The sequence below is a fragment of the Enterobacter sp. 725m/11 genome (assembly GCF_011683705.1).
In the GTDB taxonomy this organism is placed as follows: domain Bacteria; phylum Pseudomonadota; class Gammaproteobacteria; order Enterobacterales; family Enterobacteriaceae; genus Enterobacter; species Enterobacter bugandensis.
This window is the reverse complement of the sequence record NZ_JAAQOK010000052.1, coordinates 1-22971: the sequence shown is the minus strand read 5'-3', so window position 1 is coordinate 22971 and position 22971 is coordinate 1. Positions and strand designations below refer to the sequence as shown.

At 59.8% G+C, this 22971-nt stretch carries 19 protein-coding genes and 1 other RNA gene; 14 read left to right on the top strand and 6 right to left on the bottom strand.

Going from position 1 to position 22971, the window contains the following annotated elements; genetic code table 11:
- Positions 1-173: 173 nt before the first annotated feature.
- Positions 174-281, top strand: an RNA gene (gene rprA / locus HBA26_RS18940) — antisense sRNA RprA.
- A 5-nt stretch (positions 282-286) separates the two neighbouring features.
- Here the strand turns inward: rprA and HBA26_RS18935 are convergent.
- From HBA26_RS18935 to ppsA, 3 genes are all read right to left on the bottom strand, one after another.
- Positions 287-2662 carry a glycoside hydrolase family 3 N-terminal domain-containing protein gene (locus tag HBA26_RS18935; RefSeq protein ID WP_166720981.1) on the bottom strand — a complete coding sequence of 792 codons (2376 nt, stop codon included), beginning with the start codon at positions 2660-2662 and terminating at the stop codon, positions 287-289.
- Positions 2663-2665: 3 nt separating this feature from the next.
- On the bottom strand, positions 2666-4066 hold the full coding sequence (locus HBA26_RS18930; protein WP_126345707.1) for an MFS transporter: 1401 nt from the start codon (positions 4064-4066) through the stop codon (positions 2666-2668).
- 234 nt (positions 4067-4300) lie between these two features.
- Complete coding sequence (gene ppsA / locus HBA26_RS18925) at positions 4301-6679, bottom strand: phosphoenolpyruvate synthase (protein WP_028012836.1); 2379 nt, start codon at positions 6677-6679, stop codon at positions 4301-4303.
- Positions 6680-7014: 335 nt separating this feature from the next.
- Between ppsA and HBA26_RS18920 the strand changes: the two genes are divergently transcribed.
- The 8 genes from HBA26_RS18920 (at position 7015) to HBA26_RS18885 (ending at position 15149) form a co-directional block, all read left to right on the top strand.
- Positions 7015-7848 (top strand): pyruvate, water dikinase regulatory protein, encoded by an 834-nt coding sequence (locus HBA26_RS18920; RefSeq protein WP_028012835.1) that lies wholly within the window; start codon positions 7015-7017, stop codon positions 7846-7848.
- Positions 7849-8000: 152 nt separating this feature from the next.
- The gene (aroH, locus tag HBA26_RS18915) at positions 8001-9047 is read left to right on the top strand and encodes a 3-deoxy-7-phosphoheptulonate synthase AroH (protein ID WP_049138946.1); all 1047 of its coding nucleotides are present in this window, start codon (positions 8001-8003) and stop codon (positions 9045-9047) included.
- Between the two features lie 212 nt (positions 9048-9259).
- A complete protein-coding gene (gene hemP, locus HBA26_RS18910) occupies positions 9260-9448 on the top strand; it encodes a hemin uptake protein HemP (protein WP_048960739.1) in 189 nt (62 codons plus the stop codon).
- 72 nt (positions 9449-9520) lie between these two features.
- Positions 9521-11503 carry a TonB-dependent hemoglobin/transferrin/lactoferrin family receptor gene (locus tag HBA26_RS18905; protein WP_126345708.1) on the top strand — a complete coding sequence of 661 codons (1983 nt, stop codon included), beginning with the start codon at positions 9521-9523 and terminating at the stop codon, positions 11501-11503.
- 35 nt (positions 11504-11538) lie between these two features.
- Positions 11539-12567 carry a hematinate-forming heme oxygenase ChuS gene (gene chuS / locus HBA26_RS18900; protein ID WP_045630149.1) on the top strand — a complete coding sequence of 343 codons (1029 nt, stop codon included), beginning with the start codon at positions 11539-11541 and terminating at the stop codon, positions 12565-12567.
- Entirely contained in the window at positions 12564-13385 is an 822-nt protein-coding gene (locus tag HBA26_RS18895; protein ID WP_041910423.1) for a hemin ABC transporter substrate-binding protein, read from the top strand. Before chuS ends, HBA26_RS18895 begins: the two co-directional genes overlap by 4 nt.
- Positions 13385-14377 carry an iron ABC transporter permease gene (locus HBA26_RS18890; RefSeq protein WP_045261574.1) on the top strand — a complete coding sequence of 331 codons (993 nt, stop codon included), beginning with the start codon at positions 13385-13387 and terminating at the stop codon, positions 14375-14377. Before HBA26_RS18895 ends, HBA26_RS18890 begins: the two co-directional genes overlap by 1 nt.
- Positions 14370-15149, top strand: coding sequence for a heme ABC transporter ATP-binding protein (locus HBA26_RS18885; RefSeq protein ID WP_126345709.1), 780 nt, complete (start codon positions 14370-14372; stop codon positions 15147-15149). The genes HBA26_RS18890 and HBA26_RS18885 overlap by 8 nt, the downstream gene beginning before the upstream one ends.
- On the opposite strand, the gene HBA26_RS18880 is transcribed toward HBA26_RS18885, so the two are convergent.
- Entirely contained in the window at positions 15116-16039 is a 924-nt protein-coding gene (locus HBA26_RS18880; protein WP_063153861.1) for a LysR family transcriptional regulator, read from the bottom strand. The genes HBA26_RS18885 and HBA26_RS18880 overlap by 34 nt on opposite strands.
- 140 nt (positions 16040-16179) lie before the next feature.
- On the opposite strand from HBA26_RS18880, the gene HBA26_RS18875 reads away from it, so the two are divergent.
- From HBA26_RS18875 to HBA26_RS18855, 5 genes are read left to right on the top strand one after another with little or no spacing between them, the layout of a single operon-like run.
- The gene (locus HBA26_RS18875) at positions 16180-16887 is read left to right on the top strand and encodes a CoA transferase subunit A (RefSeq protein WP_028012827.1); all 708 of its coding nucleotides are present in this window, start codon (positions 16180-16182) and stop codon (positions 16885-16887) included.
- A gap of 2 nt (positions 16888-16889) precedes the next feature.
- Positions 16890-17546 carry a CoA transferase subunit B gene (locus tag HBA26_RS18870; protein WP_126345711.1) on the top strand — a complete coding sequence of 219 codons (657 nt, stop codon included), beginning with the start codon at positions 16890-16892 and terminating at the stop codon, positions 17544-17546.
- A gap of 9 nt (positions 17547-17555) precedes the next feature.
- Positions 17556-18737 carry an acetyl-CoA C-acetyltransferase gene (locus tag HBA26_RS18865; protein WP_126345712.1) on the top strand — a complete coding sequence of 394 codons (1182 nt, stop codon included), beginning with the start codon at positions 17556-17558 and terminating at the stop codon, positions 18735-18737.
- A 41-nt stretch (positions 18738-18778) separates the two neighbouring features.
- Positions 18779-20173, top strand: a complete 1395-nt coding sequence (locus HBA26_RS18860) for a GntP family permease (protein ID WP_202815537.1) — start codon at positions 18779-18781, stop codon at positions 20171-20173.
- Positions 20174-20183: 10 nt separating this feature from the next.
- A complete protein-coding gene (locus HBA26_RS18855; RefSeq protein WP_048959435.1) occupies positions 20184-20954 on the top strand; it encodes a 3-hydroxybutyrate dehydrogenase in 771 nt (256 codons plus the stop codon).
- Between the two features lie 43 nt (positions 20955-20997).
- Here HBA26_RS18855 and selO read toward each other — a convergent pair whose 3' ends face one another.
- Together selO and HBA26_RS18845 are read right to left on the bottom strand one after the other, a co-directional pair.
- Complete coding sequence (gene selO, locus HBA26_RS18850; protein ID WP_126345713.1) at positions 20998-22440, bottom strand: protein adenylyltransferase SelO; 1443 nt, start codon at positions 22438-22440, stop codon at positions 20998-21000.
- 61 nt (positions 22441-22501) lie between these two features.
- A partial coding sequence (locus HBA26_RS18845) for an EAL domain-containing protein (protein ID WP_166720980.1) occupies positions 22502-22971 on the bottom strand: 470 nt, incomplete at its 5' end.

The following is a 22971-nucleotide window of genomic DNA, read 5'->3' as shown; positions in this document are numbered from 1 at the left end:
TACATTATCCCGCACAATACTTTAACACCGCTAAAGTATTTATTCGTTGCACACTGGTCAGACCCGCCATTTCAGCACTAAGTCCGCTATTATTCTCAAGAAATCTTTACGTCTCTTTAACTATTGAGACGAATCTGATCGACGCTAAAAATTACAATGCCTACTATTAGCTCACGGTTATAAATCAACACCTTGATTTATAAGCATGGAAATCCCCTGAGTGAAACAACGAATTGCTGTGTGTAGTCTTTGCCCATCTCCCACGATGGGCTTTTTTTTATCCTGACTACGCGCGCTTAACCTCACAGGTACTGAGCATCCGCCACTCAGCAGGCAGCACCCGCGTTTCCCCCGTCACATTGACCGTCACCGCCTGGTGGATATCCGCCGACGATGCGCCAATCTGCAGTTCAAACTCGCCCGGCTCAACGACGCGCTTGCCGTCACGGCGGGTGAAGTTGAACATCTCAACCGGCAGCGTGAAGGTGAGCGTGGCGGTTTCGCCCGGCGAGAGCGTGACGCGCTGGAAGGCCTTAAGCTCCTGTAGCGGGCGCACCTGGGTGGCGACCTTGTCCCGCACGTAGACCTGCACCACCTCGCTGCCGCTGCGCTCGCCGGTATTGGTGATATCCACGCTCAGCGTCACCTCACCGTCGACCGGCACGCTGCTTTCAGCGACGCGGGCAGTGCCCCAGCCAAACTGCGTCCAGCCGAGGCCGAAACCAAACGGGTAGCGCGCACCGAAATGGAACGCGAACGGCGTGCCGCCGCTTTTCAGCTTGTGGTTATAGTAGAATGGCATCGCCCCGGCGCTTTTCGGCACGCTGACCACCAGCCGGCCCTGCGGCTCCGCGCGACCGGTTAACACATCGGCAATCGCCCAGCCCCCTTCCTGTCCCGGCGCCCAGGCCATCATCAGCGCGGCAATCTTCTCCTCCAGCCCCTGAAGGTTGTACGGACGCCCGCCGGTCATCACGACGATCACCGGTTTGCCCGTCGCCACCAGCGCCTCCAGCAGCTGTTGTTGCACGCCCGGCAGGTTCAGGGAGTCGGTATCGGAGCCTTCCCCCACGGTGCCGCTCTGGAACAGCCCGGCGAGATCGCCCACGAAGGCCACCACCACGTCACTCTCCTGTGCGGCGCTGACCGCCTCGGGGATAAGTGCGGTACTTTGCGACACCGGAGACTGCTGCATTTGCTTGCCGCCGCTGTCGCCCGGGAAGACCGGCGCGCCCGCCATCCGTTTTTCGATAATGTGGCACCCTTTCGCGTAGCGCACGTTCGATGCACCCAGGTACTGCTCCAGCGCCGCGCGCGGCGTCGTCACCTGCGAGGTCTCCTCAACCATATCGCTGATGATCAGATGGACCGGGAAGCTATACCCGATGAGTAACGCCAGTGGATCGTCTGCCGTCGGCCCCACCACCGCCACGCGGGGTATACCGTTCAGCGGCAGAATGCCGTTGTTTTCCAGCAGCGTGACCGATTTTGTCGCCACCTCCCGTGCTACCTGGCGGGTCATCTCATTTTGCAGATCGATGCCGTTTTCATCGGCATACGGGTTCTCAAACAGGCCGAGACGGAATTTTTCGGTCAGCGTACGCGCCACGATCTCATCGACTTTCGCCATGGAAATCAGCCCGCGCTCTACCGCTTCCGCCAGATGGCGTGCGCAGTCATCTTTCGGCAGCTCAACGTCCAGCCCGGCGTTAAACGCCAGCGCGGCGGACTCCGCTGCGTCGTGGGAAATCCCGTGGTGCTGGTGCAGCAGGCTGACGCCGCCGTAGTCCGCCACAATAATGCCGTCGAAGCCCCACTGTTCGCGCAGAACGGTGGTCAACAGGAAGCTGTCGCTGTGCCCCGGCTGGTTATCGATGTCGTGGTAGGCGGGCATGACCGAACCGGCATTTGCCAGCTTGACCGCCATTTCAAACGGCAGCAGGAAGGTGTCGTTCAGCTCGCTAAAACCAAGATGCACCGGGGCGTGGTTGCGCGCCCCTTCGCTGAACGAGTGGCCCACGTAATGCTTGAGCGTCGCCAGCAGATCGCGCTTGTCGCCTTGTAACCCTTTCACCCAGGCGGTTGCCATCACGCCCACCAGCCAGGGATCTTCCCCGAAGGTCTCTTCGGTTCGCCCCCAGCGGACGTCGCGGGAAACGTCCAGCACCGGGGCCAGCCCCTGCTGGCAACCGACGGAACGCGCCTCTTTCCCGATCTGCTCTGCCGCGCGCTGCACCAGCTCCGGGTCCCAGGTCGAGCCGTAGTTGAGCGAGGACGGGAACAGGGTGGCGTCTTTGCACAGCAGCCCCACCAGGCACTCCTCGTGGAACAACGCCGGAATGCCAAGCCGCGTCTCTTCCATCATCATGCGCTGCAGGCGGTTAGCCGCGCGCACCCCGGTTTTCGCGTCAACGATGTGGGTGCCGAGCGGACGGGTGATCTGCCCGACGCCCAGTTTTAGCCGTTTGCTCAGCGCCGCCTGCTCGCTGACGCCGGCGAATTCGTCGCTCAAATCGCTGCGCTCCCGGTGGTTGCCTTTTTCATCAAGGATCAGCCAGTAGGCGTGCATCTGGGCGAACTTCTCTTCGGGGGTCATGCGCGCCAGTAAATCAGCGACGCGCTCGTGCACGGGACGTCCCGCGTCCTTATAGATAGCAGTCATATTTTACTCCTGTAGTGCGGAAGGGGTTGCCGGGCTGAGCTGCCCCGCGTCGGGTCTTACCTCACGCTTGCTGGCCAGCTCCCGGGCGATGGAATCCACCAGCCTGCTGTTGAGCTTGTAGATGGAAAGCAGCGCCACCATGCAGAGGAACAGCGCGCACGGAATAAGGGTGAACAGCGCGTTGATGGTGGAAAGCACGTGCGGCGCCTGGGCTGCCTGGCCAGGGGCGTAATCCACCATGCCGAGCACCCAGCCGACCACCGCCCCGCCCAGGGCAAGGCCAAACTTGATGGCGAACAGTGCGGTAGAGAAGACCAGCCCGTCCAGACGGCGGCCGCTACGATGCTCTTCGTAGTCGACCACATCAGAGAACATGGTCCACTGGAGCGGCGTGGTGAGGTTTTGAATAAAGCTAAAGACGATGTTAAGGCCAAAGATTAGCCACACCTGCGAAGGCGGCAGGAAGAAAATCAGCGCGCCGAAAATGACGAAGGACATTATCGTCCACTGATAGGCGCGCACGCGGTCAAATTTCCCCAGCAGGCGTTCAGATAATAACGCGCCGCTTAACGAGGCCACCATGCCAGAAACAATAAAGGCAAAAACCAGCTCCGGGCGCAACAGTACATAGTTGACGTAATACATGGTGGCAGAGCCGCGCGTCACCACCGCCGTTAACAGCAAAATATTAAACACAAACACAATGCGCCACTGGCTGTTACCGGCCAGCAGTTTTAAATCGGTGAGCATGGAGCCGGAGGTATCATTGCGCGGGGAATAACGCTCGCGGGTCATCAGGAAACAGCAAAAGAACAGCACAATTCCCAGCAGCCCCATCAGGCTCATGGCATAGAAATAGCCTTTCTGCACGTTGCCCTGGCCCAACAATGAGACCAGCGGCAGAGCGATAACCGTTACGATCAACCCGCCAATAAATGACAGGCCAAAGCGCCACGACTGCAGGGAGTGACGCTCGCGCGGATCCAGCGTCAGCGCACCGGGCATAGCGCAGTAAGGCACGTTAATGGCGGAGTAAATCAGACTTAAAATCGCGTAGGTCACGCAGGCATAAACAATTTTTGCCGTCGGCCCGACGTCCGGTACGTAGAAGGTAATAAGGCAGCTTACGCCAAAGGGAATAGCAAACCACAGCAGCCAGGGACGGAAACGGCCGTGACGCGTCTGCGTGCGGTCAACCAGCGCGCCAATACACGGGTCGACAAACGCATCGACCACGCGTACCACTAAAAACATCGTGCCCATGATCGCGGCAGGCAAACCAAAAACGTCGGTATAGAAATAAGCAAGAAATAATGTGGCCGTTTGCCAGACCAGCGCGCTGGCCATATCACCTAAGCCATAACCTATTTTATCTTTGGTACGCAATACAGAGGAGAGTGTCATTGTTATTTGCCTTTTTATCAGGTTAAAACGTATTTCAACCAGTTGCGCATCATCTGAAGGGAAATGCGCAGTAAGGCTCAAGTATTAGCAACGCGTTGCGCACTAACAATTGTCTTAATTAACAGACAAATTATGATATTTGGTTTTTTAGATTATTTGTGATGGGGAGCAAATTAGAGGTGAAATAAAAAAGGCGAGGAATAAAATCCTCGCCTTTTTGCGAGCGTGTTGCCGTTACTTGTTCAGTTCCGCCAGGCTCAGCCAGGTTTGCACTACCGTGTCCGGGTTCAGGGAGAGGCTGTCAATCCCCTCTTCCATCAGCCAGGCGGCAAAGTCTTCATGGTCGGATGGACCCTGACCGCAAATCCCGACGTATTTACCCTGCTTCTTCGCCGCGCGGATGGACATGGAAAGCAGCGCTTTCACCGCCTCGTTACGCTCGTCGAACAGCTCGGAAACCACGCCGGAGTCGCGGTCCAGGCCCAGCGTCAGCTGAGTCATGTCGTTCGAGCCGATAGAGAAGCCGTCGAAGTGCTCCAAGAACTGCTCGGCCAGCAGGGCGTTGGACGGGATCTCACACATCATGATGATCTTCAGCCCGTTTTCGCCGCGCTTCAGGCCCTGACGCGCCAGCTCGTCCACCACCGCTTTCGCCTGATCCACGGTACGCACGAACGGGATCATGATTTCGACGTTGGTCAGCCCCATGTCGTTGCGCACGCGTTTCACCGCCTCGCACTCCAGCGCGAAGCAGTCGCGGAAGCTGTCGGACACGTAGCGTCCGGCCCCGCGGAAGCCCAGCATCGGGTTCTCTTCTTCCGGCTCGTAGCGCTCGCCGCCCACAAGGTTAGCGTATTCGTTAGACTTAAAGTCAGACAGACGAACAATCACGCGTTTCGGGTAGAACGCCGCGCCCAGCGTGGCGATCCCTTCGGTCAGACGGCCGACGTAAAACTCTTTCGGCGAGTCGTAACCTTTCATCATCTCGCGGATTTCGTTCTGCAGCTTCGCGTCCTGGTCGTCAAACTCCAGCAGCGCGCGCGGGTGAACGCCGATCATGCGGTTAATGATGAATTCCAGACGCGCCAGACCAACGCCTTCGTTCGGAAGACAGGCGAAGTCAAACGCGCGGTCCGGGTTACCCACGTTCATCATGATCTTCAGCGGCAGATCCGGCATGGTATCCACGCTGGAGCTCTTCACGCTGAAGTCAAGGATATCGGCGTAGACGTAGCCGGTGTCGCCTTCGGCACAGGAGACGGTCACGTTCTGCCCGTCCTTCATGCGCTCGGTGGCGTCACCGCAGCCGACAACCGCCGGGATCCCCAGCTCGCGGGCAATGATCGCCGCGTGGCAGGTACGGCCGCCGCGGTTGGTGACGATGGCCGACGCTTTCTTCATGATCGGTTCCCAGTCCGGGTCGGTCATGTCGGTCACCAGCACGTCGCCTGGCTCAATACGGTTCATCTCGCTGATGTCGTGGATCACTTTGACCGGACCGGCACCGATGCGGTGACCGATGGCGCGGCCTTCCGCCACGATTTTACCCTGCGCGTGCAGCGTATAACGCTCCATCACCTGGCCGCGAGAGCGAACGGTTTCCGGGCGCGCCTGAACGATAAACAGCTTGCCAGTGTTCCCGTCTTTCGCCCATTCGATATCCATCGGACGGCCATAGTGTTTCTCAATCTGCACCGCCTGCTTCGCCAGCTCCTGCACTTCGGCGTCGGTCAGGGAGAAGCGGTCGCGCTGCTCCTGCGGCACATCTTCAATCTTAACCTGCTTGCCATGCTCCTGGGTTGGGGCATAAATCATGCGGATTTTTTTCGAGCCCATGGTGCGGCGCACCACCGCCGGACGGCCCGCGGCAAGCGTAGGCTTGTGTACGTAGAATTCGTCAGGGTTCACCGCGCCCTGCACGACCATCTCACCCAGGCCCCACGCGGAGGTGATGAACACCACCTGGTCGAAGCCGGATTCGGTATCAATGGAGAACATCACGCCGGAGGAACCCACGTCCGAGCGCACCATGCGCTGCACGCCCGCGGAGAGCGCCACGCCGCGATGGTCATAGCCCTGGTGCACGCGATAGGAGATGGCGCGGTCGTTGAACAGGGAAGCAAATACGTGCTTCACCGCCACCAGTACCGCATCGTAGCCCTGAACGTTCAGGAAGGTTTCCTGCTGTCCGGCAAACGACGCGTCCGGCATGTCTTCTGCGGTCGCGGAAGAACGTACGGCAAAGGAGGCCTGCGCGTCGTCAGCGGAGAGCTGGTTGTACGCGTCATGGATAGCTTTTTCCAGTTCCGGCTGGAAAGGTGTGTCGATGATCCACTGGCGGATCTGCGCCCCGGCTTTGGCAAGCTCGGTGACGTCATCAATATCCGTTTTATCCAGCAGGTCGTAAATGCGCTGGTTTACACCGCTCTGGTCTAAAAACAGGTTAAACGCGTCGGCGGTCGTGGCAAACCCGTTTGGTACGGAGACACCCATACCGGACAGATTTGTAATCATTTCACCCAGGGAGGCATTTTTGCCCCCAACTCTGTCTACATCATTCATGCCGAGTTGGTTATACCAAAGCACCAGCGGTGACGAGCCATTGTTGGACATCGAAACAATCCTTTTGTGATATTTGATCGGAGTAAGTAACACCTGACTACGTATTTATACTGGCATAATTATTTGCGCTAAAAAAACGGTGAATCGTGTAAGCAATTTAAATTTTCAACTTTTCGGATAGTTTCCCACCAGCCAATAAGCTGATGATTCCTCTATATTCAGCCAGAAACCACAAAAATAAAGTCGCTATTTGAAAAATGAAATCCGCTTTTCAGGAAAATCAAAAACATCATTTCATTTTAAATTCAGATAACTTCTTTGCTGTGCAATTAACTTTTTTAATTTATGCTTTCAGACAATTAGGTATGATATTCAGGGTGGGTAAAATGGATAATGCTGTCGATCGTCACGTTTTTTATATTTCTGATGGTACGGCGATCACCGCCGAGGTGCTGGGCCACGCGGTGATGTCGCAATTCCCCGTTTCGATTAACAGCATCACGCTGCCGTTTGTGGAAAATGAGAGCCGTGCCAAAGCGGTGAAAGACCAGATTGACGCCATCTTCCAGCAGACCGGCGTGCGCCCGCTGGTGTTCTACTCCATCGTTATTCCTGAGATTCGCCACATCATTTTGCAAAGTGAAGGCTTTTGCCAGGATATCGTGCAGGCGCTGGTGGCCCCGCTCCAGAGCGAGCTTAAGCTTGACCCGACGCCTATCGCGCATCGTACCCACGGGCTGAACCCCGGCAACCTGACCAAATATGACGCGCGTATTGCCGCCATCGACTACACGCTGGCGCACGACGACGGGATCTCGCTGCGCAACCTCGACCAGGCGCAGGTGATTTTGCTCGGCGTGTCGCGCTGCGGCAAAACACCGACCAGCCTCTATCTGGCGATGCAGTTCGGCATCCGCGCCGCAAACTACCCCTTTATTGCCGACGATATGGATAACCTGGTGCTGCCCGCTGCGCTCAAGCCGCTGCAGCACAAGCTGTTCGGCCTGACGATTAACCCGGAACGTCTCGCGGCGATCCGCGAAGAGCGCCGCGAGAACAGCCGCTACGCCTCCATGCGCCAGTGCCGCATGGAGGTTTCCGAAGTGGAAGCGCTGTACCGCAAAAACCAGATCCCGTGGCTGAACAGCACGAACTATTCGGTAGAAGAGATCGCCACCAAAATTCTCGACATCATGGGGCTTAACCGCCGCATGTACTAATAAGCTAGTACATTAGCTCAGATTCATGTATCATCCTCTTCAACAGCGGGGCGGTGTCGCCCCAAACTTGAAATCAGCAGGGATTGGTTTAATGTGATGCCCATCACTTCCCGGTAGTCTGCCGATGAAGCAAAAATTTTCTGAGACAAGTCATGAATAAAACCGATGAACTCCGCACGGCGCGCATAGACAGCCTGGTCACCCCGGCTGAACTGGCCGAGCGGCACCCCGTTTCCGCCGCGGTCGCGGAACATGTGACGGCCTCCCGCCGCCGCATTGAAAAAATCCTCAATGGTGAAGACAAGCGTCTTCTGGTGGTGATTGGGCCCTGCTCCATCCACGATCTGGATGCCGCGATGGATTATGCAAAACGGCTCCAGGGGCTGCGGGACAAATACCAGCATCGCCTTGAGATTGTGATGCGCACCTACTTTGAAAAACCGCGTACCGTGGTGGGCTGGAAGGGGCTGATTTCCGACCCTGACCTTAATGGCAGCTATCGCGTAAACCACGGCATTGAGCTGGCGCGGAAGCTGCTGTTGCAGGTCAACGAGCTGGGCGTGCCGACGGCCACCGAGTTTCTCGACATGGTGACCGGGCAGTTTATCGCCGATCTGATCAGCTGGGGCGCGATTGGCGCGCGCACTACCGAAAGCCAAATCCACCGCGAGATGGCCTCAGCCCTCTCCTGTCCGGTCGGCTTCAAAAACGGGACCGACGGCAACACTCGGATTGCGGTCGATGCGATTCGCGCCTCGCGTGCCAGCCATATGTTCCTGTCGCCGGACAAGAACGGCCATATGACCATCTACCAGACCAGCGGTAACCCGTATGGGCATATCATTATGCGCGGCGGGAAGAAGCCTAATTACCATGCACAAGACATCGCTGCCGCCTGTGAAACGCTGGCCGAATTCGACCTGCCGGAACATCTGGTGGTGGATTTCAGCCACGGCAACTGCCAGAAGCAGCATCGCCGCCAGCTGGACGTCTGCGATGAGGTCTGTCAGCAGATCCGCAGCGGCTCGACCGCCGTTGCCGGGATCATGGCCGAAAGCTTTATCAAAGAAGGCACGCAGAAAATCGTTGCCGGCCAGCAGATGGTATACGGTCAGTCGATCACCGACCCGTGCCTGAGCTGGGAAGACAGCGAGCTGCTGCTGGAGAAGCTGGCAGCTGCGGTTGATTCTCGCTTCTGATGTTATTGTCGGGTGGCGCTGCGCTTACCCGACCTACGGTTCGCGCCCTTCTTCCTCTCCCCGTGGGAGAGGGTTGGGGTGAGGGCATCAGGCCGCATCGCCTCCCCCTGAATTTGATCCCGTCACACAATTTTCACAAAAACGCTTGCCGTGAATTTGCAGTTTATTGATAATGATTATCATTGTTACATTGATTGTTATTTATAAACATTATGTCACCGACCGATAACAGCGCGGCAACGCCAGTAAAAACACACACAGCGCCATCCCCTGCTTCCACCGATCGCCGCATCGACAGCAAAAACCTGTTGGGTGAGGAAGGCCGGGTGATTATTGAGCATGACGGCCAGCAGTATCTGCTGCGCCAGACGAATGCCGGAAAACTGATCCTCACAAAATAAACCAAAACTTTCGCCAGCCACCCAGGTGATCCCCAGGCAGCCAGCGCTTTCGATACTTTATGGAGAGTTGCTATGCTACACCTGCATACCGCACGTTTACGCCCGTCCCTTCTGGCGCTGGCGATTGTCAGCACCCTGCCGGGCGCCGCGTTTGCTGCCGCAGATGAAATAACCGTCACCGCCACAGGCAACGCCCGTAGCGCTTTCGAAGCCCCGATGATGGTGAGCGTGGTTGACGCCACCGCCCCGGAAAAACAGACCGCCAGCTCTGCCGCCGACCTGCTGCGCAACGTGCCCGGTCTGACGCTGGACGGCACCGGCCGCACCAACGGTCAGGACGTTAACCTGCGCGGCTATGACCGCCGCGGCGTTCTGGTGCTGGTCGACGGCGTGCGCCAGGGTACCGACACCGGGCACCTCAACAGCACGTTCCTCGATCCGGCGCTGATTAAACGTATTGAAGTGGTGCGCGGTCCGTCTGCGCTGCTCTACGGCAGCGGCGCGCTGGGTGGCGTCATCTCCTATGACACCGTTGACGCCAAAGATCTGCTGGAACCGGGCAAAAACAGCGGTTATCGCGTGTTTGGTACCGGCGCAACGGGGGACCACAGCCTCGGCCTGGGGGCCAGCGCCTATGGCCGTACCGATACCCTGGACGGCCTGGTATCGTGGTCCAGCCGCGACCGCGGCGATATCCGCCAGAGCGACGGTGCGACGGCGCCGAACGACGAATCCATCAATAACATGCTGGCGAAAGGCAGCTGGAAAATCGACCAGGCCCAGACCCTGAGCGGCGCCCTGCGCTACTACAACAATGCCGCGCAGGAGCCGAAAAACCCGCAAACCTCTGATGCCAATAGCAGCAACCCGATGACCGACCGCTCCACCATCCAGCGCGATGCGCAGGTTGGCTACCACATTGCGCCGGAAGGATACGACTGGCTGAACGCCGATGCGAAGGTTTACTGGTCCGAAGCGCGCATTAATGCCCAGAACATCGACAGCACCGGCGAGTTCCGCAAGCAGACCACCAAAGGCGGCAAGGTGGAAAACCGTACCCGCCTGTTCAGCGACTCTTTTGCCTCTCACCTGCTGACCTACGGCGGAGAATATTATCGTCAGGAGCAGCGTCCGGGCGGGTCCACGACCGGCTTCCCGGAGGCGAAAATCGACTTCAGCTCCGGCTGGCTGCAGGATGAAATCACCCTGCGCGATCTGCCGATCACCTTGCTGGGCGGCACGCGGTATGACAACTACCGCGGCAGCAGCAATGGCTACGATGACGTCAACGCCGATAAATGGTCCTCCCGCGCCGGGTTGACCGTCAGCCCGACCGACTGGCTGATGCTGTTCGGATCTTACGCGCAGGCCTTCCGCGCGCCGACCATGGGTGAGATGTATAATGACGCCAAACACTTCTCCATTGGCCGCTTCTACACCAACTACTGGGTGCCGAACCCGAACCTGCGCCCGGAAACCAACGAAACGCAGGAGTTTGGTTTTGGCCTGCGCTTTGACGATCTGATGCTTGCCAACGATGCGCTGGAGTTTAAAGCCAGCTATTTCGATACCAAAGCCAAAGACTATATCTCCACAACCGTCGATTTTGCCGCCGCGACCACCATGTCGTACAACGTACCCGACGCAAAAATCTGGGGCTGGGACATGATGGCAAAATACTCGGCCGATCTGTTTAGCCTCGACGTGGCCTATAACCGCACCCGCGGGAAAGACACCGATACGGGCGAGTACATCTCCAGCATTAACCCGGATACCGTCACCAGCAAGCTGGACGTTCCGGTGGCGCAAAGCGGTTTCTCCGTGGGCTGGATCGGCACCTTTGCCGATCGCTCAACCCACGTCAGCAGCAGCTACAGCAAGCAGCCGGGCTATGCGGTTAACGATTTCTACGTCAGCTATAAGGGCCAGGAGCAGCTCAAGGGCGTCACCACCACGCTGGTGCTCGGCAACGCCTTCGATAAGGAGTACTGGTCTCCGCAGGGTATTCCGCAGGACGGTCGTAACGGCAAGATTTTCGTAAGCTATCAGTGGTAATTCCCTTCGGGGCCACTCTTCAGAAGGATAAGACAATGCATCACTACGCACGCTGGCTTGAGCTAAAAGAAGAAAATCCGGGTAAGTATGCGCGAGACATCGCAGGGTTAATGAACATCAGCGAAGCGGAGCTGACCTTTTCCCGCGTGGGCCATGATGCCTGGCGACTGCGCGGCGAAATCCGCGATATCCTGGGCGCGCTGGAGGCCGTGGGTGAAACCAAGTGCATCTGCCGCAACGAGTATGCCGTTCACGAGCAGGTGGGCAGCTTCACCAACCAGCACCTGAACGGCCACGCCGGGCTGGTGCTGAACCCGCGCGCGCTGGATCTGCGCCTGTTCCTCAACCAGTGGGCGAGCGCGTTTCACCTCAGCGAAACCACCGCCCGCGGCGAGCGACAGAGCATTCAGTTCTTCGATCGTCAGGGCGATGCGGTGCTGAAGGTCTACACCACGGACAACACCGACCTCGCCGCCTGGGGCGACGTGCTGACCCGCTTTATCTTTGCCGATAACCCGCCGCTTGAACTGAGCGCTGGGGATGTCCCGGCTCACGCCGAAAACGCGGATGCCGCTCTCGTGGACAAGGAGTGGCGCGCCATGACCGACGTGCATCAGTTCTTCAGCCTGCTCAAGCGCCACAATCTCAGCCGTCAGCAGGCGTTTCGCCTGGTGGGCGACGACCTGGCCTGTAAGGTGGAGAACAGCGCGCTGGCACAGCTGCTGGAAGCGGCACGCCGGGACGGCAACGAAATCATGGTCTTCGTCGGCAACCGCGGCTGCGTGCAGATATTCACCGGCGCGGTGGAAAAAGTCGTGCCGATGAAAGGCTGGCTGAACGTCTTTAACCCTGCCTTTACCCTGCATCTGCTGGAGGAGACGATCGCAGAGAGCTGGGTGACGCGCAAGCCCACGGCTGACGGCCACGTCACGAGCCTGGAGCTGTTTGCCGCCGACGGCACGCAAATCGCCCAGCTTTACGGCCAGCGTACCGAAGGTGAGCCGGAGCAGAGCCAGTGGCGCAGCCAGATTGACGCCCTGACGCCAAAAGGGCTGGCCGCATGAAAACGTGGTTAGCCCTGCTGAGCGCCCTGCCTCTGGTGGCGTTTGCCGCCGCGCAGGAGAAAATTGTCGCCCTTGGCGGCGACGTGACGGAGATTGTCTACGCGCTTGGCGCGCAGTCTTCGCTGGTCGCGCGCGACAGCACCAGTCAGTGGCCGCAGGCGGCAAACGATCTACCTGACGTGGGATATTTACGCCAGCTTAACGCCGAAGGCATTTTGTCCATGCGCCCCACGCTGGTGCTGGCCAGCGACCAGGCGCAGCCGTCTCTGGCGTTGAAGCAGGTCGAACAAAGTCACGTCAGGGTAGTAACCGTTCCCGGCCGCAACGACCTGAGCGTCATTGACGAAAAGGTTCGGGTGATTGCCAACGCTACGCACCATGAAGCCGAGGGGGAAGCCCTGCGCCACACGCTGCGTCAGGCGCTGGCGGCCCTGCCCTCCGCTCCCCTCAACAAGCGGGTGCTGTTTATCCTCAACCACGGGGGAATGACCGCAATGGCCGCCGGGCAGCAGACCGGCGCAGACGCTGCCATCCGTGCAGCCGGGCTGCAGAACGCGATGCAGGGATTCACCCGCTATCAGCCGCTGTCTCAGGAAGGGGTCATTGCCAGCCAGCCCGATCTGGTGGTGATTTCGCAGGACGGCGTGAACGCGCTGGGCGGCGAAGAAAACCTGTGGAAGCTGCCCGGTCTGGCGCAAACCCCGGCGGGACGGAACAGGCAGGTGCTGGCGATTGATGATATGGCGCTGCTGGGCTTCAGCGTGCGAACGCCGGATGCCATCCAGCAGCTGCGCGCCAAAGCGGAGCAACTGCCCTGATGTCCCGGCGGATCGCCTTGTCGTTGTGGATGCTGGCCGCGATCCTGAGCATCATGACGCTCACCGCGACCGGGTTTGGGGCACTGCACCTGCCGGTCAGCCTGCTGTGGAGCGGCAGCGATGAGGCCATGCGTCAGATCTGGCTTACCATTCGCCTGCCCCGCGTACTGCTGGCGCTGGTGATTGGCGGAGCGCTGGCGCTGGCCGGCTGTGTGATGCAGGGGCTGTTCCGCAACCCGCTGGCAGACCCGGGTCTGCTGGGGATCAGCAGCGGCGCGGCGCTGGCGGTGGCGCTGTGGGTGGTCATTCCCGCCGCGTTACCTGCCCTGCTGATGCTGTATGCCCCGATGCTCGCGGCGTTCCTCGGCGCGCTGGCCGCAACCGTTATTATCTTCCTGCTCAGCCAGCAGCGTCACGGCTCCCTGTCCCGCCTGCTGCTGGTGGGGATCGCCATCAACGCCCTGTGCGGCGCGGCCGTTGGGGTGCTCTCATGGCTCAGCAACGATGCCCAGCTTCGCCAGCTTTCCCTCTGGGGAATGGGCAGCCTCGGGCAGGCGCAGTGGTCCACCCTGCTGGCGGTAACGTCGCTGATGGTGCCCGCGGTGCTGATTATCTGGCGGCTGGCCGCCCCGCTCAACCTGCTGCAGCTGGGCGATGAAGAGGCGCACTATCTCGGGGTGGATGTCGCGATGGTACAGCGGATCCTGCTGCTGTGCAGCGCCCTGCTGGTTGCCGCGGCGGTAGCCGTCAGCGGCGTGATCGGCTTTATTGGCCTTGTGGTGCCGCACCTGATGCGCATGTGGCTGGGGGCCGACCACCGGGCCGTCGTACCCGGCTCGGTGCTGGCCGGTGCGCTGCTGCTGCTGGTTGCCGACACGCTGGCGCGCACCCTGGTCTCTCCGGCGGAGATGCCCGTCGGGTTATTGACCAGCCTTCTCGGCGCGCCGTGGTTCCTGTGGCTTATCTTTCGTCGCGGAGGTACGCATGGCTGAACGCTATTGTGCAGAGAAAATCTTCTTTCACGCCGGTCAGCGGACGCTGATCGATGATGTGTCGCTTACCCTCTCTCAGGGTGAGCTGGTCGCCCTGATTGGACCGAACGGTGCCGGGAAATCGACGTTATTGCGGCTGCTTACCGGTTATCTCAAGCCAGCAAGCGGACGCTGCACTCTGGCCGGGACGCCGCTTGCGGACTGGCCGCCGGATACTCTCGCGCGCTACCGGGCGGTGATGCGCCAGAATACACAGCCCGGATTCGACTGGCCGGTGGACGCGGTGGTCGGTATGGGACGCGCACCCTGGACTCGCTCCCCTGAAGCGTCGGTAGTTGAGGAAGTGATGGCGATAACGGGCTGTCTACCGCTGGCGGGCAGACGCTATTCAACGCTATCCGGCGGCGAGCAGCAGCGGATCCAGCTCGCCCGCGCGCTGGCCCAGCTCTGGTGCGACGGAGCCCCGCGCGGCTGGCTGTTTCTTGATGAGCCCACCTCCGCGCTGGATCTCTACCACCAGCAGCATCTGCTGCGCCTGATGAGATCCCTGACCCGTCGGGGTCATCTCCACGTGTGCGTGGTGCTGCACGATCTCAATCTGGCGGCGCTGTGGGCGGATCGCATTCTGCTGTTGCACAACGGCAGGCTGGTCTCCAGTGGCACACCGGAGGACGTGCTGCAGGCCGGGACGCTGGCGCGCTGGTACGGCGCACAGGTGCGCGTCGGCAGCCATCCGGATCACCCCGTACCGCAGGTATTTCTCGCCCAGTGAGCGGGCTGGTAAAAATCCTTCAGCGTTTCCAGCAGGGCATGCGCCGCTTTAGAGAGCTGCGTGTGCCCCGGATGGATTGCTCCGATGCACTTTTCAATGGGCGGATTATCCAGCGGTATACAGACCGCGCCCAGCGCCGTCATCTGCGCTTCGCAGAGCGCCGGTACGGCACTGCCGCCCAGCCCGCTGGCGACCATGCGACCTACCGTCACCAGCTGATGACTCTCCAGCGCCACGTCCAGCTTTCTGCCGCTTCGGGCCAGCTCCTCCTCCATCATCAGACGTACCGCCGACGGGCGCTGCAGGGTAATAAAATCCAGCGTCAGTAGCTCTTCCCAGGCCAGCCGCTTTTTGCCCGCCAGCGCGGAGTCCTTCGGCACAATGGCGACAAACCTGTCGAGCCCCAGCGGCGTAAACAGCAGGTTGTGCGTGGGGGCCGGCTCAAAGGCGATCCCCATCTCAACCCGCCCTTCCCGCACCATCTCAATCACCTGCTCGTTAATGACGTCATGCACGGTGACGTTGATCCCGGCGTGGCGATCGCGAAACGCCTTGAGCACCTCCGGTAAAACGTTGGCGGCAAATGACGGCATCGCCGCGACCGAGATTTTGCCGCGCTGCAGGGTAAAGCACTGGTGCATCGCCTCCTCCACATTATCCCAGTCGGCAAGCAGCTGCCGCGCCATCGGCAGAAACGTCTCCCCTTCCTGCGTGAGGGCAACCTTGCGCGTGCTCCGCTGCAGCAGCGGGCCGCCGAGCGCGTCTTCCAGACTTTTAATCGTCAGGCTCAGGGCCGGCTGGGAGAGATTTAAGCGTTCGCTGGCGTGCGCGAAATTGAGAGTGTGAGCTACCGCTAAAAACGCGCGTAACTGTTTGACACTCATTCTCATTTTTCATCCTGTTAACTAATTGAAAAGAATTAGTTAACAGGAAATTAATAAGAAAACCAAATGAGTGGGTCACAAATTCAAAATTAACAAATGAGTCGCCGCCCCTAATGATACCGGCACGGTTAACGGGAGGGATGACTATGGCAGGACTGGATAAGCGCGTCGGCAGCTATGCGCAGGCGCTGGACGGGCTGACGGACGGAATGACCTTGCTGGCGGGCGGCTTCGGCCTGTGCGGCATTCCGGAGAACCTGATTGCGGAGGTCCGGCGCCGTCAGGTGAGAGATTTGACCGTGGTGTCAAACAACTGCGGCGTGGATGGATTCGGCCTGGGGATACTGCTCGAAACGCGGCAGGTTCGCAAAGTGGTGGCCTCTTACGTCGGCGAGAACGCGCTGTTTGAGCAGCAGGTGCTGAGCGGCGAGCTGGAAATTGAGCTTACGCCGCAGGGCACGCTGGCGGAAAAGGTGCGCGCGGGCGGGGCCGGTATTCCGGCGTTTTATACGGCCACCGGCTACGGCACGCCCGTGGCGACCGGCAAGGACGTGCGCCAGTTCGCGGGCAAGCACTACATCCTCGAGGAGGCGATCGTCGGCGATTTCGCGCTGATCAAGGGCTGGAAAGCGGACTGGTACGGCAACGTCATCTATCGCCATACCGCGCAAAACTTTAATCCGCTTATGGCAACGGCGGGCCGGATCACGGTGGTGGAGGTGGAAGAGATTGTTCCGCCGGGTGAACTGCCCCCGTCGGCCATTCACACCCCGGGAATTTACGTCGACAGGCTGATTGTCGGCCAGTTTGAAAAACGCATTGAGCAGCGCACCCTGCGCGCGCAAGGAGTGTGACGATGTTAACCCGTGAACAGATGGCCATGCGCGTCGCCCGCGAGCTGCGCGACGGTTATTACGTCAACCTGGGGATCGGCATCCCTACCCTGGTGGCGAACTACATTCCGGACGGGATGGACGTGATGCTGCAGTCGGAAAACGGCCTGCTGGGGATGGGGGCTTTTCCCGACGAGCAGACCCTTGATCCTGACATGATCAACGCCGGTAAACAGACCGTGACCGCGCGGACCGGCGCGGCCATTTTCGACTCGGCCCAGTCGTTTGCCATGATCCGCGGCGGCCACGTGGACCTGACCGTGCTGGGCGCATTTGAAGTGGACGTGGAGGGCAACATCGCCTCGTGGATGATCCCTGGAAAGATGGTGAAGGGCATGGGCGGCGCGATGGATCTCGTTGCCGGGGCGCAGAACATCATTGTGGTGATGACCCACGCCTCAAAGAGCGGTGAGTCGAAGCTGCTGCCGCGCTGCACGCTGCCGCTCACGGGCGCGGGCTGTATCCGTCGGGTCCTGACCGATCTCGCGCTGCTGGAAATTCAGGACGGCGCGTTCATTGTGCGGGAATACGCCCCGGGCGTCAGTATTGACGAGATCGTGTGTAAAACGGCAGGGAAAATCATTGTGGCGGACGACGTGCGCGAGATGCGCTTCACCTGAGGGGTCAGCATGAAAAAGGTCATGATTGTCGGGGCAACGCGAACCCCCATTGGCAGTTTTCGCGGATCGCTCTCGTCCCTTTCTGCGGTTGAGCTTGGGGCCGTCACGGTACGGCACCTGCTGGAGAACCGTGGTCTCAGCGCCGAACAGGTAAACGAACTGATTTTCGGCCAGGTTCTGACGGCCGGATGCGGGCAAAACCCCGCCCGCCAGACGGCCATCGGCGCCGGATTGCCCGTCAGCACGCCGGCGACCACCGTCAACCTGGTGTGCGGCGCGGGCTTAAAAGCGGTCCAGCTCGCCGCCCAGGCGATCCGCTGCGGCGACGCGGAGATGGTTATCGCCGGCGGTCAGGAGAGCATGAGCAACGCCCCGTATCTGCTGGACGGCGCACGTGCCGGGCTGCGTTTCGGGCATGCCGGCCTCAAGGACAGCATGATTACCGACGGCCTGTGGGATGCATTCAACGATTACCACATGGGGATCACCGCTGAAAACGTCGCCCGCGAGTATGACATTTCCCGCGAGCAGCAGGACGCCTTCGCCGCCCGCTCGCAGCAAAAAGCGGCGTCCGCCATTGAGTCCGGCCGGCTTGACGCCGAGATAGCGCCGGTGACGGTGAAACAGGGTAAAAAGCCGCCGCTGGTTATTGATCGTGACGAACAGCCCCGACCAGGCACGACTGCAGAGCAGCTTGCGCAGTTGCGCCCCGCCTTTTTGCACGAGGAAGGTACCGTCACGGCGGGGAATGCCTCCACGCTCAACGACGGTGCCGCCGCGGTGCTGCTGATGAGCGAGGAAAAAGCGCGGGAGAGCGGATTGCCTGTCCTTGGCCGCATCGTGAGTTACGCCGTGACGGGCGTTGACCCGTCAGTAATGGGCATGGGCCCGGTCAGCGCCTGCCGGACGGCGCTGGCGCGGGCGGGCTGGACGCTCGACGAGGTGGACCTCATTGAAGCCAATGAAGCCTTTGCCGCCCAGGCGCTGGCGGTGGGCCAGCAGCTCGGCTGGGATGAGCACAAGGTCAACGTTAACGGCGGTGCCATCGCCCTGGGCCATCCGATTGGTGCTTCCGGCTGCCGAATCCTCGTGACCCTGCTGTACGAAATGCAGCGCCGTGACGTTAAAAAAGGGCTCGTCACCCTGTGCGTAGGCGGCGGACAAGGCATTGCCCTGACCGTCGAGCGTTAAACCTCTCGTTGGTACCCGAATAATAAGTAAAGTGAGGAGTCATAATGAGTGTGTTAATAGCCCTGGCGGCGCTGGCACTGCTGATGCTGGCGGCCTACCGCGGATACAGCGTTATTTTGTTTGCGCCGATCGCGGCGCTCGGTGCCGTGCTGCTGACCGATCCGGGTGCCGTCGGCCCGACGTTTACCGGCCTGTTTATGGAAAAGATGGTGGGCTTCGTCAAGCTCTACTTCCCGGTGTTCCTGCTGGGTGCAGTGTTTGGCAAGCTGATTGAGCTTTCCGGCTTCTCACGCTCCATCGTCGCCGCCGCAATCCAGATCCTCGGGCGTCGACACGCCATCCCGGTGATTGTCCTGGTATGCGCGCTGTTAACCTACGGCGGCGTTTCGCTGTTCGTGGTGGCGTTTGCGGTGTACCCGTTTGCCGCCGAGCTGTTTCGCCAGAGCGGTATCCCTAAACGGCTGATCCCGGCCACCGTGGCGCTGGGGGCATTCTCGTTTACCATGGACGCCCTGCCCGGCACGCCGCAGATCCAGAATATCATCCCCACCAGCTTCTTCGGCACGAACGCCTGGGCGGCCCCGTGGCTGGGGCTTATCGGCTCTCTGTTTATTATCGTCTTTGGCCTGCTCTGGCTGGAGCGCCAGCGGCGTAAGGCGCTCAGCAACAACGAGGGTTACGGCACGGATCTGAAAAATGAACCCGAGACGCCGGATAACATTAATCTCCCGCATCCGCTGATTGCTATCTCCCCGCTGCTGGTGGTGGGCATACTGAACCTGCTGTTTACCCGCTGGATCCCCGGCTGGTACGGCGTGAGTCACGAGCTTACCCTGCCCGGCCTGGCGAAACCGATTGTGACCGAGGTGGGCAAGATCACCGCCATCTGGGCCGTGGAGGCGGCGCTGATCGCCGGTATCGTGCTGGTGCTGATTTTTGGCTTTCGCAATATCCGGGGGCGTCTGGCTGAAGGCAGCCGAACGGCGGTGAGCGGAGCCATTCTGGCGGCGATGAATACCGCCTCGGAATACGGTTTCGGCGCGGTTATCGCGGCGCTGCCTGGGTTCCTGGTGTTATCCAAAGCGCTGGCGGCCATTCCGAATCCGCTGCTAAATGAGGCCATCAGCGTGACCGTGCTCGCGGGGATCACCGGTTCGGCGTCCGGCGGGATGAGTATTGCCCTTGCCGCCATGTCCGACTCGTTTGTCGCCGCCGCCCATGCGGCCAATATCCCGCTCGAGGTGCTGCACCGCGTGGCCTCGATGGCGAGCGGCGGGATGGATACCCTTCCCCATAACGGGGCGGTGATTACTCTGCTGGCTATCACCGGCCTGAGCCATCGCCAGGCCTACGGCGGCATTTTCGCTATCACCATCATTAAAAGTCTGGCAGTACTTTTTGTCATTGCCGTGTTCTATCTGACCGGCATTGTGTAAGGAGAGAAAAATGAATCTGAACGGTAAAACCGCCCTGGTCACCGGCTCAACCAGCGGCATTGGTCTGGGGATCGCCCGCGTGCTGGCGAAGGCGGGCGCGCAGCTGATCCTCAACGGCTTCGGCGACAGCGCATCGGCACGGGAAGAGATTGCGCAACTGGGCAAAAAGCCGGGCTATCACGATGCGGATCTGCGGGACGTATTGCAGATTGAGGCCATGATGCGCTACGCCGAATCGCAGTTTGGCGGCGTGGACATTCTTGTGAACAACGCCGGGATCCAGCACGTGGCTCCGGTTGACGCCTTCCCGGTAGAGAAATGGAACGACATTATCGCCATTAATCTTTCCGCGGTGTTTCACACCAGCCGGCTGGCGCTGCCGACCATGCGGGATAAAAACTGGGGGCGCGTCATCAATATCGCCTCCGTTCACGGGCTGGTCGCGTCGAAAGAGAAATCGGCCTACGTTGCGGCCAAGCACGGCGTGGTGGGCTTTACCAAATCCCTGGCGCTGGAAACCGCCCGCACGGGTATTACCGCCAATACTATTTGCCCCGGCTGGGTACTGACCCCGCTGGTGCAGCAGCAAATCGACAAACGTATCGCGGACGGCGTACCGCCGGAGCAGGCTCGCGAACAGCTTCTGGCGGAGAAACAGCCTTCAGGGGAGTTTGTTACCCCGGAACAGCTGGGCGAGCTGGCGCTGTTTTTGTGCAGCGACGGCGCCGTGAACGTTCGCGGCGCTGCGTGGAATATGGATGGCGGCTGGGTTGCTCAGTGATGAACAGGCCGGGTAAGGCAACGCCGCCGCCCGGCTAAAATCGCTAGCTTGAGCAGCTGACCTCCAGCCGCTTGCCCCAGTCGGGCGGGCGGCTGACGTAATCATCATCCCGGTCGGCAAACGGCGTACGCAACGCCAGGTGCAGACGGTGTAGCTCGTCGTACTCCCCCTGCTCTGCCTGCTCAATCGCCCGCTGCGCCAGCCAGTTGCGTAATACCATCGCGGGATTCGCTGCGTTCATCTGCGCCTGACGGGTAGCGTCGTCTAGCTGCTCCTGCTGCAGCCGCGTGCGGTACTGTGCAAACCAGTCGTCAAACACCTGACGGTCAATAAACTCGTCGCGCAGCGGCGAGGCGGCGCTGTGCTGCTCCGTCTGGCTCAGCATTCGGAAGGTGCGGGTGTAATCGCTCCCTTCACGCGCCATCAGGGCAAACAGGCCGTTGAGGATGTCGTTGTCGCCCTTCTCCTGGGTCATCAGCCCCAGCTTGTTACGCATCAGCGTGCCGTATTCCCGCAGCAAAAGGTCCTGATAGCTGTCGAGCGCATCGTTCAGGGCATCAACGTCGATAAACGGCGATAAGGTTTGTGCAAGCCGCTGGAGGTTCCACAGCCCAACCGCCGGCTGATTATCAAAGCTGTAACGCCCCTGATAGTCGGAATGGTTGCAGATATACCCCGGCTGATAATCGTCCAGGAAACCAAACGGACCGTAATCAAAGGTCAGGCCGAGAATCGACATATTGTCCGTGTTCATCACCCCGTGAGCAAAGCCCACCGTTTGCCAGCGCGCAATCATCGTGGCGGTACGGGCAACCACGTCCCGGAACCAGAGAACGTATTTATCCGCCTCATCCTGCAGATGCGCCCAGTGGTGGCGAATGGCGAAGTCCGCGAGCTGGCGAACCTTGTCCGGCTCGCGGCGATAGTAAAAGTGCTCAAAATGACCAAAGCGGAGATGGCTTTGCGCAATGCGCATCAGCATCGCCCCCTTTTCCACCGTTTCGCGCGTCACCGGCGTGTCGCTGGTGACGATCGACAGCGCGCGGGTGGTGGGAATCCCCAGCGCATGCATCGCTTCGGATGCCAGACTTTCGCGTATCGTTGACCGCAATACCGCGCGCCCGTCGCCCATTCGTGAGTAAGGGGTAAGACCTGCGCCTTTCAGATGCCAGTCAACCGTCTCCCCGTTGGGAAGCCGTTGTTCGCCGAGCAGGATCCCCCTGCCGTCACCCAGCTGCCCCGCCCAGACGCCAAACTGGTGTCCGCTATAGACCTGAGCCAGAGGCTGCATACCGGGGAGAAGCGTCTCGCCTCCCCAGACGCCAGCACTGTCTGAACGCTGAAACAGATCGGGCGGAATGGCCAGCTCATCGGCCAGCCGATCGTTATGCCAGATAAGACGTGAATTATGTAACGGTGTTGGTTTGAGTGCGGTGTAAAAGCCAGGCAACTCGTCATGCCAGTGAGCAGTAAAAGACAGGGTCATAAGTCCTCCTGCCTTTAGTGTAGAGGGTTTACCCGGACTTAAACACGGGCGAAAGGCAGGGTTATCGCTGCTGAACCAGCGTCGTGACGTGCTCCGCCGAGACGGCTGGCCAGAGCGCACCCTGCATGGCACCAAAATTGAAGGACAGAACGCGCTGCAGCAAACCGTGGTCGTCAATGCCGGAGACGATCACCGACTGGCAGTGCGGCGTTATTTGCCAGAGGATCGCGCGCATAAAAGGCTCGAAAGAAAGCTCAGAAGCACGCTGCTGAATGAATCCTTTATCAAGAATAACCCGTTTAAATAATCCATCATAGACGGCCTTGAGCGATGCAGCACCGGCTCCAAAGTTTGCCAGCACCAGCGGAAAATGGATCGCCATTCTTGCCAGCTGCAGATCGTCCTTTCCGTTATTTAAACCTGGATAGTTCTCATTAACAGTAAACTCAAGAAACGGATAACGCTCAAGAATTGAAACAGCATTCCCATTACTTAATAAAAACTCAACAATTGCTGGTGTAATATTGATCC

Coding starts and splice junctions, on each gene's coding strand:
- hemP (WP_048960739.1), top strand. CDS start 9,260: ATGTCACCGACCGATAACAGCGCGGCAACGCCAGTAAAAACACACACA.
- HBA26_RS18890 (WP_045261574.1), top strand. CDS start 13,385: ATGTCCCGGCGGATCGCCTTGTCGTTGTGGATGCTGGCCGCGATCCTG.
- HBA26_RS18870 (WP_126345711.1), top strand. CDS start 16,890: ATGTTAACCCGTGAACAGATGGCCATGCGCGTCGCCCGCGAGCTGCGC.
- HBA26_RS18865 (WP_126345712.1), top strand. CDS start 17,556: ATGAAAAAGGTCATGATTGTCGGGGCAACGCGAACCCCCATTGGCAGT.
- HBA26_RS18895 (WP_041910423.1), top strand. CDS start 12,564: ATGAAAACGTGGTTAGCCCTGCTGAGCGCCCTGCCTCTGGTGGCGTTT.
- HBA26_RS18920 (WP_028012835.1), top strand. CDS start 7,015: ATGGATAATGCTGTCGATCGTCACGTTTTTTATATTTCTGATGGTACG.
- ppsA (WP_028012836.1), bottom strand. CDS start 6,679: ATGTCCAACAATGGCTCGTCACCGCTGGTGCTTTGGTATAACCAACTC.
- aroH (WP_049138946.1), top strand. CDS start 8,001: ATGAATAAAACCGATGAACTCCGCACGGCGCGCATAGACAGCCTGGTC.
- HBA26_RS18880 (WP_063153861.1), bottom strand. CDS start 16,039: ATGAGAATGAGTGTCAAACAGTTACGCGCGTTTTTAGCGGTAGCTCAC.
- HBA26_RS18855 (WP_048959435.1), top strand. CDS start 20,184: ATGAATCTGAACGGTAAAACCGCCCTGGTCACCGGCTCAACCAGCGGC.
- selO (WP_126345713.1), bottom strand. CDS start 22,440: ATGACCCTGTCTTTTACTGCTCACTGGCATGACGAGTTGCCTGGCTTT.
- HBA26_RS18935 (WP_166720981.1), bottom strand. CDS start 2,662: ATGACTGCTATCTATAAGGACGCGGGACGTCCCGTGCACGAGCGCGTC.
- HBA26_RS18905 (WP_126345708.1), top strand. CDS start 9,521: ATGCTACACCTGCATACCGCACGTTTACGCCCGTCCCTTCTGGCGCTG.
- chuS (WP_045630149.1), top strand. CDS start 11,539: ATGCATCACTACGCACGCTGGCTTGAGCTAAAAGAAGAAAATCCGGGT.
- HBA26_RS18875 (WP_028012827.1), top strand. CDS start 16,180: ATGGCAGGACTGGATAAGCGCGTCGGCAGCTATGCGCAGGCGCTGGAC.
- HBA26_RS18930 (WP_126345707.1), bottom strand. CDS start 4,066: ATGACACTCTCCTCTGTATTGCGTACCAAAGATAAAATAGGTTATGGC.
- HBA26_RS18885 (WP_126345709.1), top strand. CDS start 14,370: ATGGCTGAACGCTATTGTGCAGAGAAAATCTTCTTTCACGCCGGTCAG.